A 14024-nucleotide genomic window follows, 5' to 3' on the forward strand; every position below is an offset into this window, starting at 1 on the left:
TCGCGAGACTTTGAACAGGCTCTTAGGCGGCCTAGACAACTCGAGCCACGGTTCAGACGCGGCCGCGCGGTTCCGGCAGCGCCGCGGCCTTGCAGTAGGAACCGGACGCCCTGAGCGTGTTTAGCGGCTACGCGTCTCTTTCATACCAGTCTTTGCTGGCGTTCACGATGCGAACAACCAGCAGCATGGCGGGGACTTCAACCAATACGCCGACAACAGTGGCCAGCGCCGCTCCGGAATGAAATCCGAACAGGCTGATGGCGGTGGCCACCGATAGTTCAAAGAAGTTGGACGCGCCAATCAACGCGGACGGGCAGGCCACGCTATGCTTTTCTCCGACGAGCCGGTTGAGCCAGTAGGCCAGGGCGGAGTTGAAGAACACTTGGATCAAAATGGGGACCGCCAGCAAGGCAATCACTAGCGGCTGCTGCAATATCGCTTCGCCCTGGAAGGCGAAGAGCAGAACCAAGGTCGCGAGCAGGGCCGCGATCGACCAAGGGCCAATCTTGCGCATGGCGGCCTCGAAAGCCGCCTGCCCCTTGGCTAGCAGCGCCTTGCGCCATGATTGCGCCAAGATGACCGGAATCACGATGTAAAGCACGACCGATACCAGCAGGGTGTTCCATGGCACGGTGATCGCGGAGATGCCGAGCAGGAGGCCGACGAGCGGGGCGAACGCCACAACCATAATGCTATCGTTCAAGGCGACCTGCGACAGCGTGAACAAGGGGTCGCCATTGCTCAGCCGGCTCCACACGAAGACCATGGCGGTGCAGGGTGCGGCGGCTAGCAGGATCAGTCCGGCAATATAACTGTCCAGCTGCTCCGCCGGGAGCATGTGAGCAAATAGGTTGCGAATGAACAGCCAGCCTAGAAACGCCATGGAGAACGGCTTAAGCAGCCAATTCACCACCAGGGTCACGCCAATGCCGCGAACATGATGGCCTACTTCGTGCAGCGCGCCAAAATCGACTTTGACCAGCATGGGAATGATCATCACCCAAATCAGCAAACCGACGGGAAGGTTGACCTGGGCGATTTCCAGCTTGCCGATAGCCTGGAAGACCTGAGGCAGCGTTTGTCCCAGCGCGATTCCCGCGATGATGCAAAGAAAAACCCAGAGGGTCAGGTAGCGTTCAAACCTGCTCATCGACGCCGGGCTGTCCCGGTGAAGGGTGGCGTCACAGGGGGTGGACAAAACGATTCTCCTTTTTCATAAGGTGTGGGCTGGCCGGGAGTTTGCGATTGAGTGGATAGAGCCAGCCGGCTGGCCACGTCCCGATGGCTTGCATGGGCTGCAGCCAGCATGGTCATGGCCGTCATGCTGCTTTGCCTTCAGGGCAGCAAGCCGCCGATACGATCCAGTTCCGCTTTCAGGCGCGTGGGGTCTTGTCGCAGCTCGGCCAGCGGCAAGGCCAGGAAGGCTTCAATCCGGGTGCGCAGAATGCGGTAGGCCGCCATGAAGGCCGCGTCGATTTCCGCGTCTGAGCCGGTGGCGTGGGCGGGGTCTTCCACTCCCCAGTGGCTGCGCAGCGCCTGCCCCAGGTAGGCGGGGCAGGTTTCGCCGGCGGCGCTAGCGCAGACGGTGATGACGATGTCGGGCGTGGCCGGCAGATTGTCCCAGGATTTGCTGCGGCAGCCCTCGGCAGCAATTCCTTCGCGCTTCAAGAGCGCCAGCGAGCGCGGATGCACTTGTCCGGCAGGTTGGCTGCCCGCGCTCATGGCCTTCCAGCCGGCCGGCGCCAGGTGCTTGAAAACGGCTTCGCCCAGGATGGAGCGGCAGGCGTTTCCGGTGCACAGGAAAAGCACGTTCATGGCATCAGTTTTCCGTGTCAGTTTTGGATGATGGGGGCAGGGCGGCTTCTGGGCAGCATGAGTCCGCATGCATGTCGACGCATTGCTCCGGATGGCCGGCGCAGCACTCTTCGGTCAAATAGGCGATCAATTCCAGCATCAAGGTCAAATTGGCGCGATAGCGCTGGTAGCGTCCTTCCTGCTCCACCGAAACCAAGCCTGCATGGCTCATGCCCTTGAGGTGAAAGGACACGTTGTTGGGAGGAAGGTTGAGCGTGCCGGCGATTTGGCCAGCCACCATGCCTTCCAGTCCTTGCCTGACCAGCAAGCGGTAAATGTCGAGCCGGATGCTGGAAGACAGGGATTCGAAGATTTGGGTCGCGGTTTTGTTTTCCATGATTCAACTATACAAGAACTATTGAAATAATGTCTAGATCCATTATCATGGCCTGCGTTCCGCTCACCCTTGTGAGGCCGCAACGCGGGGTTCGCACAGGGGGATTGACTCGTTATCTGCAGGAGGCCGCTATGCTCATCCATTCCCCCGATTTGCCCAATGTCCGGGCTGATCTATTTGAAAGCCCGTCGTATTCGCAGTTGTCTGCGGTGCCCGCATCCAAGCATGCGCCCCGCTTTTTACTGCTGTACGGCTCGTTGCGCGAGCGCTCATACAGCCGTTTCTTGGCTGAGGAGGCGGGCCGTTTGTTGCTTGCGATGGGGGCGGAGGTCAGGATGTTCGATCCCAAGGGCCTGCCATTGCCGGATGATGCTCCGGATAGCCACCCCAAGGTGCAGGAGCTGCGCGAACTTGTTTTGTGGGCCGAGGGCATGGTGTGGTGTACCCCGGAACGGCATGGGGTAATGACCGGCGTCATGAAGACGCAAATCGACTGGATTCCGCTGTCCGCTGGGGCCGTTCGTCCCACTCAGGGCAAGACCTTGGCGGTGCTGGAGGTGTCCGGCGGTTCTCAGTCGTTCAATGCGGTCAACCAACTGCGCATCTTGGGGCGCTGGATGAGGATGCTGACCATTCCAAATCAGTCCTCGGTGCCCAAGGCTTTCCTCGAGTTCGACGAGGGCGGCAGGATGAAGCCATCCGCCTACTATGACCGGGTAGTGGATGTGATGGAGGAGTTGATGAAGTTCACGCTGCTTACCCGCGATGTGTCCCCCTATCTGACGGACCGTTACAGCCAGCGCAAGGAAAGCGCGGAAGCCTTATCTTTGCGGGTGAGCCAGCACAGTATTTAGCCGTCGGACAGGGCGCCGCAAGGGCGGCGCCCTGAAGCGGCCTTACTTCACACTGACGCCGCTGAACTGGTAATCACCGAAGGGGCTGATCTTGAAGCCGTTCACTTCCTTGCGCATCGGCTGATTGATGATGGAGTGGGCGATGGTGGTCCACGGCAGGTCGCGCTTGAACAGGGTTTGCGCCTGGGAGTACAGCTTGGCGCGCTCGGCCTGATCGTTCAGGGTGCGGGCCTTGATGATCAGCGCGTCGAACTCCTTATTGCAGTAGCGCGAGTAGTTGGAGCCGTTCACCGCCTCGCAGCTGAGCAGCACGCCCAGGAAGTTGTCCGGGCTGGCGTAGTCGCCGGTCCAGCCCATCAGGCCGGCGTCGTGTTCGCCGCGCTTCATCCGCTTCAGGTATTCACCCCATTCATAGGTCACGATCTTGGCCTTGACGCCTATCTTGGCCCAGTCGGACTGTATCATCTCCGCCATCAGCTTGGCGTTGGGGTTGTACGGCCGCTGCACCGGCATCGCCCACAAGCTCAGCTCGAAGCCGTTGGGATAGCCGGCCTTGGCCAGCAGCGCCTTGGCGGCGGCCACATTGTAGGGCGCGTTCTTCAGGCTCTTGTTGTAGGACCACAGCGAGGATGGGAAGGGGTTGCTGGCGGCTTGGCCCTGGCCCTGGTAGACCGCGTCTATGATGGCCTGGCGGTTGATCGCCATGTCCAGCGCCTGGCGCACCTCGCGCTTCTGGAACTGCGGCTTGTCCAGGTTGTAGCTGAGGTAGCCGATATTGAAGCCGGGCGCGGTCAGCATTTTCAGCTTGGGATCGGTCTTCATCACCGCCAGATCGCTGGGGCGCGGATAGGACATGATCTGGCACTCGCCGGCCTTCATTTTCTGATAGCGCACCGAGGGGTCGGTGGCGATGGCGAACACCAGATTGTCCACCTTCACCGCGCTCTTGTCCCAATACGCCTTATTGCCGGCGTAGCGGATCTGGGCGTCCTTCTGGTAGCGCTTGAAGATGAAGGGGCCGGTGCCCACCGGCTTCTGGTTGATGTCGGCGGCGCGGCCGGCCTTGAGCAGCTGCTCGGCGTATTCGGCGGACAGGATGGAGGCGAAGGGCATGGCGATCTTGATCGCCAGGTCGGCGTCCGGCGCTTTCAGCACGAAGCGCACCGTCTGCGCGTCCACTTTTTCCACGGCGCTGACGTTGCTGGCCAGGCCGGTGTCCACCGCGTAGGGGAATTCCGTGTTGTAGGCTTTGCGGAAGGGGTGGTTCTTGTCGAACATGCGCATGAAGGTGAACACCACGTCGTCGGCGTTGAAATCACGCGTCGGCTTGAAGTAATCGGTGGTGTGGAACTTCACGCCCTGGCGCAGCTTGAAGGTGTAAACCTTGCCGTCCGGCGAGGCGCTCCAGGTGGTGGCCAGGCCAGGAATGGCCTTGGTCGAGCCTTTCTCGAAACCCACCAGGCGGTCGAACAGCGCGTGGCCGGCCGCGTCGAAGGTGGTGCCCGAGGTGAACTGGGCGGAGTCGAAGCCGTCCGGGCTGGCTTCGGAGCAGTAGACCAGGGTGCCGGCAGCCTGGACGGAGACGGCGAAAGCGGCGCAGCAGGCCGCGGCCAGCAGAGTGGCGGAGGTTCTCATCTATTTCCCTTTCTGAGCGATTCAGCGTGGCGGGGCGCGGCTGGCGCCGCTATCCGCCCGCCAATTGGCGCTTTGGCGCGCCTGTGTTGTTGTCGGGTTTAGCCGCGGTCCTTTGCATCCGCGGTGCCAACAGCATAACGATTGTTCGCGCGCAGTCAATCGCCATCGCGGCGCATGCTGTTATGTCTTTATTATTTTTTTGAAATGAAATCTATTGAAAAGCCGTTCCATGTGAGCGCTGGAACATCGCTGGCGCCGAGGCCAGCGATGCCGGCCGGAGGTTTGTCGCGCTCAGCCGGCCATGGCGTCCAGCGACTCTGGCAACACCTGACCGCCGTCGACGATCAGGGTCTGGCCGGTGATGAAGCCGGCCTCCTTGCTGGCGAAGAACAGCGCGGCGTTGGCGATGTCGTCGACGCTGCCCAGCCGCCGCAGCGGCACCGCCGCCGCCATTTTGTTCAGATAGTCCTCGCCCAGCTCGCGCAGCCCCTCGGTCAGCACATTGCCCGGCATCACCGCGTTGATGGTGATATCGTCGCGCGCCAGCTCCAGCGCCGCGCTGCGCATGAAGCCCAGCTGCGCCGCCTTGCTGGCGCCGTAATGGCTCCAGCCGGCATAGCCGGTGACCGGACCGGTGATGGAGGAGGTGAGGATGACGCGGCCGTATTCGGCCTGGCGCAGAAAGGGCAGCGCAGCCTGCACGCACAGGAAGTTGCCGCGTACATTGGTGTGCTGCACCTGGTCCCACTCCTCGGCGCTCATGCTTGCCAGCGGGGCGGACGGGAAGATGCCGGCATTGCAGCACAGCACGTCCAGGCCGGCCTGCGCCGCGGTGGCGGACAGCAGGCGGGCAACATCCTCCGGCCGGACCACATCGGCGATGTGGCCGGCCGCGTTCAGCCCTTCGGCGCGCAGCCGGGCCAGCGCGGCATCCAGTTTGTCCTGGCTGCGGCCGCTGATCGCCACGCGCGCGCCGGCGCGGGCGAAGGCGCGGGCCAGGCCCAGGCCGATGCCGGCGGTACCGCCGGTGATGAGTACACTCTTGTCCTGAAGCGGGGTCAACATGGATAGGTCTCCTTGAACGAGGGGAAAGGGGATGGCGGCGCTAGCGCAGCGCCGGATCGGCGCGCAGCCGTTGCGCCATCAATTCGATGAAGGCGCGGGTCTTGGCCGAAGCCAGCCGGCCTTGCTGATGGACGATGTGAATGGCCTGGACCGCATCATCGCTGTCGCTCAGAACCGTGCGCAACTGGCCGGAAGCCAGCAGCGGCGCGGCCTGATAGGACAGCAGACGGGTAATGCCGACGCCGGCCGCCGCGGCGGCGATCGCCGCCTCATTGTCGCTGACGGTGAGTCGGGGCGTCAGCCGCGCGCTCAGTATCTTGCCGCCGCGCTGGAAGCGCCATTCAGCGACGGAACCGACGCCGCGCGACGCGATGATGGCGTGGCGGCGCAAATCCTCCAGCGAGGCCGGCGCACCGTGTTCCGCCAGATAGTCCGGCGACGCGCACAGCATCAGCCGCACTTGGCCCACGCGTTGCGCGCGCAGGCTGGAATCCGGCAGTTCGCCGATGCGTATCGCCACGTCCACGCCTTCTTCCAGCAGATTGACCACTCGGTCCAGCAATAGCGCGTCCACGGTCACTCCGGGGTGGCGGCGCAGGAAGTCGCTGATGCCCGGCATCACGTAACGGCGGCCGAACAGCACCGGAGCGGTCACGGTCAGCAAACCGCGCGGCGGCGCGTCTATGCCGGCGGCGGCTTCGTCCGCCTCGTCGGCCGCGGCGATGACGCGGCGCGCGTCCTCCAGATAGCGCTGGCCGGCCTCGGTCACACGCACATGACGGGTGCTGCGGTTCAGCAGCCGCACTTGCAGCCGAGTTTCCAGCGCGGCCACCGCGCGGGTCACCGCTGGCGGCGACAAGCCCAGTTTGCGCGCCGCGCCGGCAAAGCTTTCCGCCTCCGCCGTGGCGATGAATACAGTCATCAGATGGAATCTGTCCATATTTTTTGCCGCCATTATTCCGGCATCCGGAATAGCGCATTCTGCGGCCGAGTCATGCCGATGGCAAGCGCTGGCCAGCTGCGCTCACGGCCGTTCTCGCGCGCGTACCTTATAGGGGATGCCCGCGGCGGTGGTGGGGGTGCGTCGTCGGCTTATCCATTTGGCTTTATTTGCAGGTAAAGAAATATCGGCTTTTCAAGGCCTTGCATCGGCCATAAACGGCCGTTAACGTAAATTAGAAAATTTGCATGTTCGATACAAACAGTGTTATAACTTATTAGGTTTTTCATCAGGCGCACACCGCGCCACTCAAAATCGGCAGCTTTGCCGCTGTCGAACTCCGCGTTTTACGCACCTCATGTCCGGTGAACACCGGATGTCTATCTACTGGCAGCTCTCTAGTTGTCGCGATCATTACAGCGGATCGTCGTGGCCCTGGCCGCCATCGTTTCCGCCTAGGAGGACGCAGATGCACAAAAGAGCGTTTAGCAAGCGCAGCATGATCGGGCTGATCCTGGCCGCAGTGGCGGCGGGATTGATTTATGGCGTCAGCCCCGCCGTATGGAGCGAGTACCGCGAAGACCTGCTGTACCTGGGGCGTCAGCATCTCTACCTGGTGGGCGCGTCCATGGCGTTGGCCCTGGCGGTGGGCTTGCCCAGCGGCGTGCTGCTCAGCCGTCAGCGGCTGCGGCACAGCGCTGAACACTGGATGCAGATTTTCAATATCGGCAACACCTTGCCGCCGATGGCGGTGCTGGCGTTGGCCATGGCCCTGATCGGCATCGGCGACGCGCCGGCCATCGTCGCGCTATTCCTGGCGTCCTTGCTGCCCATCGTGCGCAATACCTATGCCGGCCTGGCCGGTTTGTCTCCGGCGCTGCTGGAAGCGGCGGACGCGCTGGGCATGACCCCGCGTCAGCGGCTGTGGCGGGTGGAATTGCCGAATGCCTTCCCGGTGATGCTGTCCGGCGTGCGGGTGGCCCTGGCGCTGAATGTGGGCACCGCGCCGCTGGCTTTCTTGATCGGCGCCAGCAGCTACGGCGAGCTGATCTTCCCCGGCATCTACCTGAACAATCACACCGCCTTGCTGCTGGGTGCAGGCGCCACCGCGCTGATCGCGCTGGCCTTGGACCTGGCGCTGGCCGGCGTGGGCCGCCTGGCGGCCGCTCGCGGCCTGGCCTGATTCGAACACCCCGCTGTCGCCCGTCCCGACGGGCGTCCACACGGAGGATTTCCATGACACAAGCACTTCTTTTTCCGCGCTGGCGCAAGCTGGCGCGCCGCGCGCTGGCGTTGGCGGCCTTGCTGACCGCCGTGCCGGCGTTTGCCGCCGGCCTGGTGCTGGGCAGCAAGAACTTCACCGAGCAACACCTGCTGTCCGAGATCACCTCGCAATATTTGAACAGCAAAGGCTACCAAGTGACGCGCAAGCCGGATCTGGCGACGGTGATCCTGCGCAATGCGCTGGTGAACCGCCAATTGGACCTGGCTTGGGATTACACCGGCACCGGCCTGATCATCCACCACGGCATTCAGAAGAAAATGAGCAGCGAGGAGGCTTACGCCACGGTGAAGAAGCTGGACGAGCCGCTGGGCCTGATCTGGTTGAACCCGGCGCCGCTCAACAATACCTACGCGCTGGCGATGCGGCGCGTGCGCGCCGAGGCCGAGGGCGTGCGCACCTTGTCCGACCTGGCGCGGCGGGTGAATGAGAGCAATGAAAGCGCCAAGCGCTGGCAGTTGGGCTTCGACATGGAGTTCGCCGGCCGGCCGGATGGACTGAAGCCGATGCAGCAGTTGTACGGCATGGAGCTGAGCCGGCCGCAGATCCGCCAGATGGACCCGGGCCTGGTTTATAACGCCATCCGCGACGGCTTCGTCGACGCCGGACTGGTTTACACCACCGACGGCCGCGTCAAGGGTTTCGACCTGGTGGTGCTGCAGGACGACCTGGGCTATTTCCCCGCCTATGCCGCCACCCCGGTGGTGCGCCGCGAGACGCTGGAGGCCAATCCCGGCCTCGCCGATGAGTTGAACAAGCTGGCGGCGCTGATGGACAACGACACCATGGCGGCGCTCAACGCCAAGGTGGATATCGAGCACCGTCCGGTGAGGGAAGTCGCCAGCGAATTCCTGCGCCAGCGCGGCCTGATCTGAGGAGGGCGCATGGACACCTTATTGCAAACCTGCTTGTACATCTGGCAAAACCTGCCGCAAATCGCCGGCCTGGCCGAACAACACCTGTACCTGGTCGGCATCGCCGTCGGCCTGGCGGTGCTGCTGGGCGTGCCGCTGGGGGTGCTGATCGTGCGCTTCCAGGCGCTGGCCGGCCTGGTGCTGGGCCTGGCCACCATTGTGCTGACCATACCCGCCATCGCGCTGTTCGGCCTGATGATCCCGCTGTTTTCCCTGATCGGACAGGGCATAGGCGCGGTGCCGGCGATTACCGCCGCCTTCCTCTATTCCCTGCTGCCCATCGTGCGCAACACCCACACCGCGCTGACTCATCTGGACCCTGGCGTGCGTGAAGCCGGCCGCGGCCTGGGCCTGACCTTCTGGCAGCGGCTGCGCTGGGTGGAACTGCCGCTGGCCACGCCGCTGATCTTCGGCGGCATCCGCACCGCGGTGGTGCTGAACATCGGCGTGATGGCGATTGCCGCCATCGTCGGCGCCGGCGGCCTGGGCACCTTGATCTTGCACGGCATCAGTCAGAGCGACATCCGCAAACTGATTGCCGGCGCACTGGCGGTGAGCGTGCTCGCCGTCGCCATGGATTGGTTGTTGCTGCGCGCTCAGCGCGCGCTGACCCCGAAAGGAATTCGTTGATGATTGAACTGCAAAACCTCTGCAAGCAATTTACCCAGAAAAACGGCCAAGTCTTCCAGGCGGTGGACAATGTCAATCTGCACGTGCCGGAAGGCGAAATCTGCGTGCTGCTGGGGCCGTCCGGCTGCGGCAAGACCACCACCATGAAGATGATCAACCGGCTGATCGAGCCGACATCGGGCAAGGTGCTGATCAATGGCGAGGACACCGCCGGCATCGACTCGGTGACGCTGCGCCGTCAGATCGGCTACGTGATCCAGCAGATCGGCCTGTTTCCCAATATGACCATCGAGGACAACATCACCGTGGTGCCGCGCATGCTGGGCTGGGACAAGAAGCGTTGCCGCGAGCGCGCGCGCGAACTGATGAGCATGGTGGCGCTGGATCCCAACCGCTTCCTGCAACGCTATCCGCGTGAAATGTCCGGCGGTCAGCAGCAGCGCATAGGCGTGATCCGCGCGCTGGCGGCCGACGCTCCGGTCTTGCTGATGGACGAGCCCTTCGGCGCGGTGGACCCGATCAACCGCGAGCAGATCCAGAACGAATTCCTGCAAATGCAGCGCCAGCTGGGCAAGACCGTGATGCTGGTCAGTCACGATATCGACGAGGCGATCAAGCTGGGCGACCGCATCGCGGTATTCCGCCAGGGTCGCATGGTGCAATGCGCCGGCTCCGACGAAATCCTGGCGCGGCCGGCCGACGACTTCGTCGCCAGCTTCGTCGGCCAGGACCGCACGCTCAAGCGCCTGCTGCTGGTGCAGGCCGGCGAAGTGGCCGATCAGCAGGAAACGCTGACCGCGCGGCTGGACACGCCGCTGGCGGCCGCTTACAGCCTGATGGACGACAACGACCTGATGCACCTGACCGTGGTGGACGCGGACGGCTTGCCGCTGGGCTTCGTGCGCCGGCGCGATGCGCGCGGCGCGGATGGCGTGTGCGCGGACAAGATCAAGCCGGTGAGCGTGACCGCGGCGGCGGGCGAGAACCTGCGCGTGGTGCTGTCCCGGCTGTACGAGCACAACCTGACCTGGATGCCGGTGCTGGACGACGATGGCCGTTACAATGGCGAAGTGTCGCAGGACTACATCGCGGACTATCTGCATTCCGGCCGCACTGCGGCGCGCGGCGCGCGCCAGGCCGCCGGCTGAGCGTCACAGGGTGGGGTCTTCGTCGGCTTCCCGGCGATAGGCCAGCAAATCGCCTGGCTGGCAGCTTAGCTGCCGGCACAGCGCGTCCAGCGTATCCAGCCGCAGGCTCTTGACCTTGCCGCGTTTCAGCAGCGACAGGTTCTGCGGCGTGATGCCTATGGCCAGCGCAAGCGCTTTGGAACTGAGCTTGCGCTGCGCCAATACCATGTCCAGCGTGATCACCACGGTCATGCCGGTCTCCCCAGTGTTTGTCGTTTCGGTTCTCGCCGCGGCGTGGCGGCGTGGAATCAACATACTCCTGTCTGGCTCGGCGCCGCAATGCGGCCATCAGTAGTTTTACCTATGGGCAAGCGGGTGGGGCGCACCTATGTTGGTAAGGCAGTGTTGCATATCCACTGCGCGCCGCCGCCGCGTCAGCGGGCAAAATCATCGCGGCGCGGTAATTAATCATTGTTTTTGTCGGTTTGCGCGGAAGCTGGCGGATGCGCGCGCGGTTTGGGTTCGCGCCGCGCTTGTCTAAGCCGGTTCCGGCTCCTTATAGTGATGGCCATGAAGATGTTCAGCGCCGCGGCGACAGCGGACACGAAGATGGGGCTCTTGGCTTTTTTTGCGGCGGATGCCGCGCTGGAAGTGGAGGACGCGGACCATGGCGATCCGAACGGTAAGTGAGTTGCGCAAGCGGGCTGCGGCCGGCGAAACCCTGGATTTCCTGTTTTTTTGGGGGCACCGGCCCAAGCACGACGGCGGCGTCTGCAAGAGCTGCCTGAGTCAATGGTACATGGCGGGCTTTGAACTTGGCGGCACGCATTACGCCAGCGCCGAGCATTATATGATGGCGGAAAAAGCGCGCCTGTTCGAGGATGCCGAAACCCGCGGCCGCATACTGGCGGCGGCCAGCCCGGCCGAGGCCAAGGCGCTGGGGCGCCAGGTGCGTGGCTTTGATTCCGCCTTGTGGCAGCAGCGTTGTTGCGAGGTGGTGATGCAAGGCAATCTGGCCAAGTTCCGGCAAAATCCGTTATTGGGCGATTTTCTGCGCGGCACCGGCGACGCGGTATTGGTGGAAGCCAGCCCGGTGGATTGCATCTGGGGCATAGGCTGGGCCGAGGACGATCCGCAGGCGCGGCTGCCCGAGATGTGGGACGGCAGCAATCTGCTGGGTTTCGCGCTGATGGAAGTGCGCGAGCAATTGCGCTAGCGCCGGCGGCGAACAAAAAACAAGCCCTGTCGAATCCGGCAGGGCTTGTTTTGTTTGGCGTGGCCGCTTACTGCTGTTCGGCGTGGTAGCCGGTAACGCGCTCGACTTCTTCCTTGGAGCCGAGGAAGACCGCCACGCGCTCATGCAGCTTTTGCGGCTGGATTTCCATGATGCGCTGATGGCCGTTGGTGGCCGCGCCGCCGGCCTGTTCCACGACAAAGGCCATAGGATTGCCTTCATACATCAGCCGCAGCTTGCCGGCCTGATCCGGCGTGCGCGCGTCGCGCGGGTACATGAAAATGCCGCCGCGGGTGAGGATGCGGTGCACTTCCGCCACCATGGACGCCACCCAGCGCATATTGAAATCGCGGCCGCGCGGGCCGGTGCTGCCGGCCAGCAATTCGTCGACATAGCGCTTCACCGGCGCATCCCAGTGGCGCATATTGGACATATTGATGGCGAACTCGCCGGTGCTTTCCGGCACCTTCATGTCCGGGTGGGTCAACACGAAAGAGCCTTGCTCGCGGTCCAGCGTGAAGCCGTTGACGCCGCTGCCAAAGGTTAGCACCAGCAAGGTTTGCGGGCCGTACACGGTGTAGCCGGCGGCCACTTGCTCGGTGCCTGGCTGCAGGAAGGCGCCCTCGGTGGCGTGATCTATGCCATGCGGACAGCGCAGGATGGAGAAAATGGTGCCCACCGAGATATTGACGTCGATATTGGACGATCCGTCCAGCGGATCGAACATCAGCAGGTATTCGCCCTTGGGGTATTCGCCGGGAATGTGATAGGGCAGCTCCATTTCCTCGGAGGCCATCGCCGCCAGGCTGCCGCCCCATTCATTGGCGTCCAGCAGGTAATCGTTGGCGATCACGTCCAGCTTCTTCTGCGCCTCGCCCTGGATATTGCCGGTGCCGGCCTCGCCCAGCACGCCGGCCAGCGCGCCCTTGTTCACCGAGTAGCTGATGGCCTTGCAGGCACGGCCAACGGTTTCGATCAGCAGGCGCAGCTCGGGCGGCAGCGAGCCGGCCTTGCGTTGCTGTTCGATCAAAAAGCGGGAGAGGGTGATGCGGCTCATGACTATCCTTAGCTTTGGGTGGTGCGCGAATGATAAGGCCGGCGCTACGCCGGCACAACGCGCCATTATAGCGGATAAGCCGTTTGCCGTCGTCATGGACGCCCCGCGCTGGCGGTCGGGCCGCGCCAGCCATGGGCCAGGGTGGATTTTCCGACGCTTTGCGGACCATGAATCCGTGGCATGGCCGGCTTGTTTGCTGCTTAAGGCTTGAATGCCAAATCGCATGCATTTGGTATCGTTTCCGTCAGGCTGGCGCGCCGGCGATTCCTCTGCAGCCGCGGTCAAGCGCGGCTATGAATAAAGACAGGATCAAGCCGGCGGAGAATCATCATGAAAGCGATATTGGCGCTGCTATTGCTGCTGGCGGCTTGGCCAGCGCGGGCCATCACGATCTACACCGAGGACTGGCCGCCCATCACCTATCTGCATAACGGTGTGCCGGACGGCATGGCGGTGGAGGTGGTGCGCGAGATCCAGTCGCGCATGCATGACAATAGCGCGATTGAAGTGGTGCCCTGGGCGCGTGGCTACAAGGAGGTGACCACCGCGCCCAATGTGATGCTGTTCACCGTGGGGCGCAATGACGCGCGTGAGAAGCAGATGACGCTGCTGGGACCCATCGCCATTTCCCAGACCGTGTTGCTGGCGCGCAAGGGCGAGGCCGCCGCTCTGCTGGCCTTGGGCTCCGGCATATATCAGCGTCCGGTGGGCGCTTACCGTGGCAGCATCTTCGCCGACGCGGCCTCCGCCGCCGGCTTCGTCGAGGTGGATCTGGCGCCGACGCCGCAAGTGACCGCGCAAAAGCTGCTGGTGGGCCGCTACGATATGTGGTCGGAAGGCGGTTTCGTGGTCGCCTCGGTGCTGAAAGACATCCATCAGCCGCCGGACTCTGTGGAAGTGGTCAAGGTGCTGGAGTCGCTGGAACTCTACCTGGCGTTCTCGCGCGGCACTTCGGCGGCCGAAATCCGGCGCTGGCACGACGCCTTCGCCGCGGTCAAGAAAGACGGCGCCTTCAAGCGCATCTACAATAAATGGCTGCCGCGCGACACCGCGCCGCCGGAGCTGAGGCAGATCGGCGTGACCCCGCACTGAACC

15 protein-coding genes are annotated in these 14024 nt (G+C 63.4%); 7 read left to right on the forward strand and 8 right to left on the reverse strand.

What is annotated here, in order from left to right:
* Positions 1 to 127 precede the first annotated feature (127 nt).
* The 3 genes from arsB to LQT98_RS13345 all read right to left on the reverse strand — a co-directional run bounded on the left by arsB (position 128) and on the right by LQT98_RS13345 (position 2191).
* A complete protein-coding gene (arsB, locus tag LQT98_RS13335) occupies positions 128 to 1198 on the reverse strand; it encodes an ACR3 family arsenite efflux transporter (protein WP_456237133.1) in 1071 nt (356 codons plus the stop codon).
* A 137-nt stretch (positions 1199 to 1335) separates the two neighbouring features.
* Positions 1336 to 1815: an arsenate reductase ArsC gene (locus LQT98_RS13340; RefSeq protein ID WP_231462770.1), complete on the reverse strand. Its 480-nt coding sequence runs from the start codon at positions 1813 to 1815 to the stop codon at positions 1336 to 1338.
* Between the two features lie 4 nt (positions 1816 to 1819).
* Positions 1820 to 2191, reverse strand: a complete 372-nt coding sequence (locus LQT98_RS13345) for an ArsR/SmtB family transcription factor (protein ID WP_231462771.1) — start codon at positions 2189 to 2191, stop codon at positions 1820 to 1822.
* A 131-nt stretch (positions 2192 to 2322) separates the two neighbouring features.
* Between LQT98_RS13345 and arsH the strand changes: the two genes are divergently transcribed.
* Positions 2323 to 3045, forward strand: coding sequence for an arsenical resistance protein ArsH (arsH, locus tag LQT98_RS13350; RefSeq protein ID WP_231462772.1), 723 nt, complete (start codon positions 2323 to 2325; stop codon positions 3043 to 3045).
* Positions 3046 to 3087: 42 nt separating this feature from the next.
* Here arsH and LQT98_RS13355 read toward each other — a convergent pair whose 3' ends face one another.
* The 3 genes from LQT98_RS13355 to LQT98_RS13365 all read right to left on the reverse strand — a co-directional run bounded on the left by LQT98_RS13355 (position 3088) and on the right by LQT98_RS13365 (position 6685).
* Entirely contained in the window at positions 3088 to 4680 is a 1593-nt protein-coding gene (locus tag LQT98_RS13355) for an ABC transporter substrate-binding protein (RefSeq protein ID WP_231462773.1), read from the reverse strand.
* A 291-nt stretch (positions 4681 to 4971) separates the two neighbouring features.
* Complete coding sequence (fabG, locus tag LQT98_RS13360; RefSeq protein WP_231462774.1) at positions 4972 to 5745, reverse strand: 3-oxoacyl-ACP reductase FabG; 774 nt, start codon at positions 5743 to 5745, stop codon at positions 4972 to 4974.
* Between the two features lie 40 nt (positions 5746 to 5785).
* A complete protein-coding gene (locus LQT98_RS13365; RefSeq protein WP_231462775.1) occupies positions 5786 to 6685 on the reverse strand; it encodes a LysR family transcriptional regulator in 900 nt (299 codons plus the stop codon).
* Positions 6686 to 7154: 469 nt separating this feature from the next.
* Between LQT98_RS13365 and LQT98_RS13370 the strand changes: the two genes are divergently transcribed.
* The 4 genes from LQT98_RS13370 to LQT98_RS13385 are packed head-to-tail and all read left to right on the forward strand — an operon-like array spanning position 7155 to position 10659.
* Positions 7155 to 7868 carry an ABC transporter permease gene (locus tag LQT98_RS13370; protein WP_269326031.1) on the forward strand — a complete coding sequence of 238 codons (714 nt, stop codon included), beginning with the start codon at positions 7155 to 7157 and terminating at the stop codon, positions 7866 to 7868.
* Between the two features lie 53 nt (positions 7869 to 7921).
* Positions 7922 to 8842 carry a glycine betaine ABC transporter substrate-binding protein gene (locus LQT98_RS13375; protein ID WP_231462776.1) on the forward strand — a complete coding sequence of 307 codons (921 nt, stop codon included), beginning with the start codon at positions 7922 to 7924 and terminating at the stop codon, positions 8840 to 8842.
* A 9-nt stretch (positions 8843 to 8851) separates the two neighbouring features.
* Complete coding sequence (locus LQT98_RS13380) at positions 8852 to 9511, forward strand: ABC transporter permease (protein WP_231462777.1); 660 nt, start codon at positions 8852 to 8854, stop codon at positions 9509 to 9511.
* A complete protein-coding gene (locus tag LQT98_RS13385; protein WP_048411560.1) occupies positions 9511 to 10659 on the forward strand; it encodes an osmoprotectant ABC transporter ATP-binding protein OsmV in 1149 nt (382 codons plus the stop codon). Before LQT98_RS13380 ends, LQT98_RS13385 begins: the two co-directional genes overlap by 1 nt.
* Positions 10660 to 10662: 3 nt before the next feature.
* Here LQT98_RS13385 and LQT98_RS13390 read toward each other — a convergent pair whose 3' ends face one another.
* A complete protein-coding gene (locus LQT98_RS13390; protein WP_231462778.1) occupies positions 10663 to 10890 on the reverse strand; it encodes a helix-turn-helix domain-containing protein in 228 nt (75 codons plus the stop codon).
* Positions 10891 to 11305: 415 nt separating this feature from the next.
* On the opposite strand from LQT98_RS13390, the gene LQT98_RS13395 reads away from it, so the two are divergent.
* Positions 11306 to 11854 carry an NADAR family protein gene (locus LQT98_RS13395; RefSeq protein ID WP_048411562.1) on the forward strand — a complete coding sequence of 183 codons (549 nt, stop codon included), beginning with the start codon at positions 11306 to 11308 and terminating at the stop codon, positions 11852 to 11854.
* 67 nt (positions 11855 to 11921) lie between these two features.
* Here the strand turns inward: LQT98_RS13395 and LQT98_RS13400 are convergent, their stop codons facing one another.
* Positions 11922 to 12929: a class 1 fructose-bisphosphatase gene (locus LQT98_RS13400; RefSeq protein WP_048411563.1), complete on the reverse strand. Its 1008-nt coding sequence runs from the start codon at positions 12927 to 12929 to the stop codon at positions 11922 to 11924.
* 330 nt (positions 12930 to 13259) lie between these two features.
* Between LQT98_RS13400 and LQT98_RS13405 the strand changes: the two genes are divergently transcribed.
* Positions 13260 to 14021, forward strand: coding sequence for a substrate-binding periplasmic protein (locus LQT98_RS13405; protein ID WP_231462779.1), 762 nt, complete (start codon positions 13260 to 13262; stop codon positions 14019 to 14021).
* The last annotated feature ends 3 nt before the right edge of the window (positions 14022 to 14024 follow it).

Origin of the sequence: Chromobacterium aquaticum, assembly GCF_021129195.1 — a bacterium.
GTDB lineage: Bacteria > Pseudomonadota > Gammaproteobacteria > Burkholderiales > Chromobacteriaceae > Chromobacterium > Chromobacterium aquaticum.

What these genes read in the sequence shown, in the direction of transcription:
- LQT98_RS13340 (WP_231462770.1), bottom strand. Translation starts at nt 1,815, where the DNA reads ATGAACGTGCTTTTCCTGTGCACCGGAAACGCCTGCCGCTCCATCCTG.
- LQT98_RS13345 (WP_231462771.1), bottom strand. Translation starts at nt 2,191, where the DNA reads ATGGAAAACAAAACCGCGACCCAAATCTTCGAATCCCTGTCTTCCAGC.
- arsH (WP_231462772.1), top strand. Translation starts at nt 2,323, where the DNA reads ATGCTCATCCATTCCCCCGATTTGCCCAATGTCCGGGCTGATCTATTT.
- LQT98_RS13355 (WP_231462773.1), bottom strand. Translation starts at nt 4,680, where the DNA reads ATGAGAACCTCCGCCACTCTGCTGGCCGCGGCCTGCTGCGCCGCTTTC.
- fabG (WP_231462774.1), bottom strand. Translation starts at nt 5,745, where the DNA reads ATGTTGACCCCGCTTCAGGACAAGAGTGTACTCATCACCGGCGGTACC.
- LQT98_RS13365 (WP_231462775.1), bottom strand. Translation starts at nt 6,685, where the DNA reads ATGGACAGATTCCATCTGATGACTGTATTCATCGCCACGGCGGAGGCG.
- LQT98_RS13370 (WP_269326031.1), top strand. Translation starts at nt 7,155, where the DNA reads ATGCACAAAAGAGCGTTTAGCAAGCGCAGCATGATCGGGCTGATCCTG.
- LQT98_RS13375 (WP_231462776.1), top strand. Translation starts at nt 7,922, where the DNA reads ATGACACAAGCACTTCTTTTTCCGCGCTGGCGCAAGCTGGCGCGCCGC.
- LQT98_RS13380 (WP_231462777.1), top strand. Translation starts at nt 8,852, where the DNA reads ATGGACACCTTATTGCAAACCTGCTTGTACATCTGGCAAAACCTGCCG.
- LQT98_RS13385 (WP_048411560.1), top strand. Translation starts at nt 9,511, where the DNA reads ATGATTGAACTGCAAAACCTCTGCAAGCAATTTACCCAGAAAAACGGC.
- LQT98_RS13390 (WP_231462778.1), bottom strand. Translation starts at nt 10,890, where the DNA reads ATGACCGTGGTGATCACGCTGGACATGGTATTGGCGCAGCGCAAGCTC.
- LQT98_RS13395 (WP_048411562.1), top strand. Translation starts at nt 11,306, where the DNA reads ATGGCGATCCGAACGGTAAGTGAGTTGCGCAAGCGGGCTGCGGCCGGC.
- LQT98_RS13400 (WP_048411563.1), bottom strand. Translation starts at nt 12,929, where the DNA reads ATGAGCCGCATCACCCTCTCCCGCTTTTTGATCGAACAGCAACGCAAG.
- LQT98_RS13405 (WP_231462779.1), top strand. Translation starts at nt 13,260, where the DNA reads ATGAAAGCGATATTGGCGCTGCTATTGCTGCTGGCGGCTTGGCCAGCG.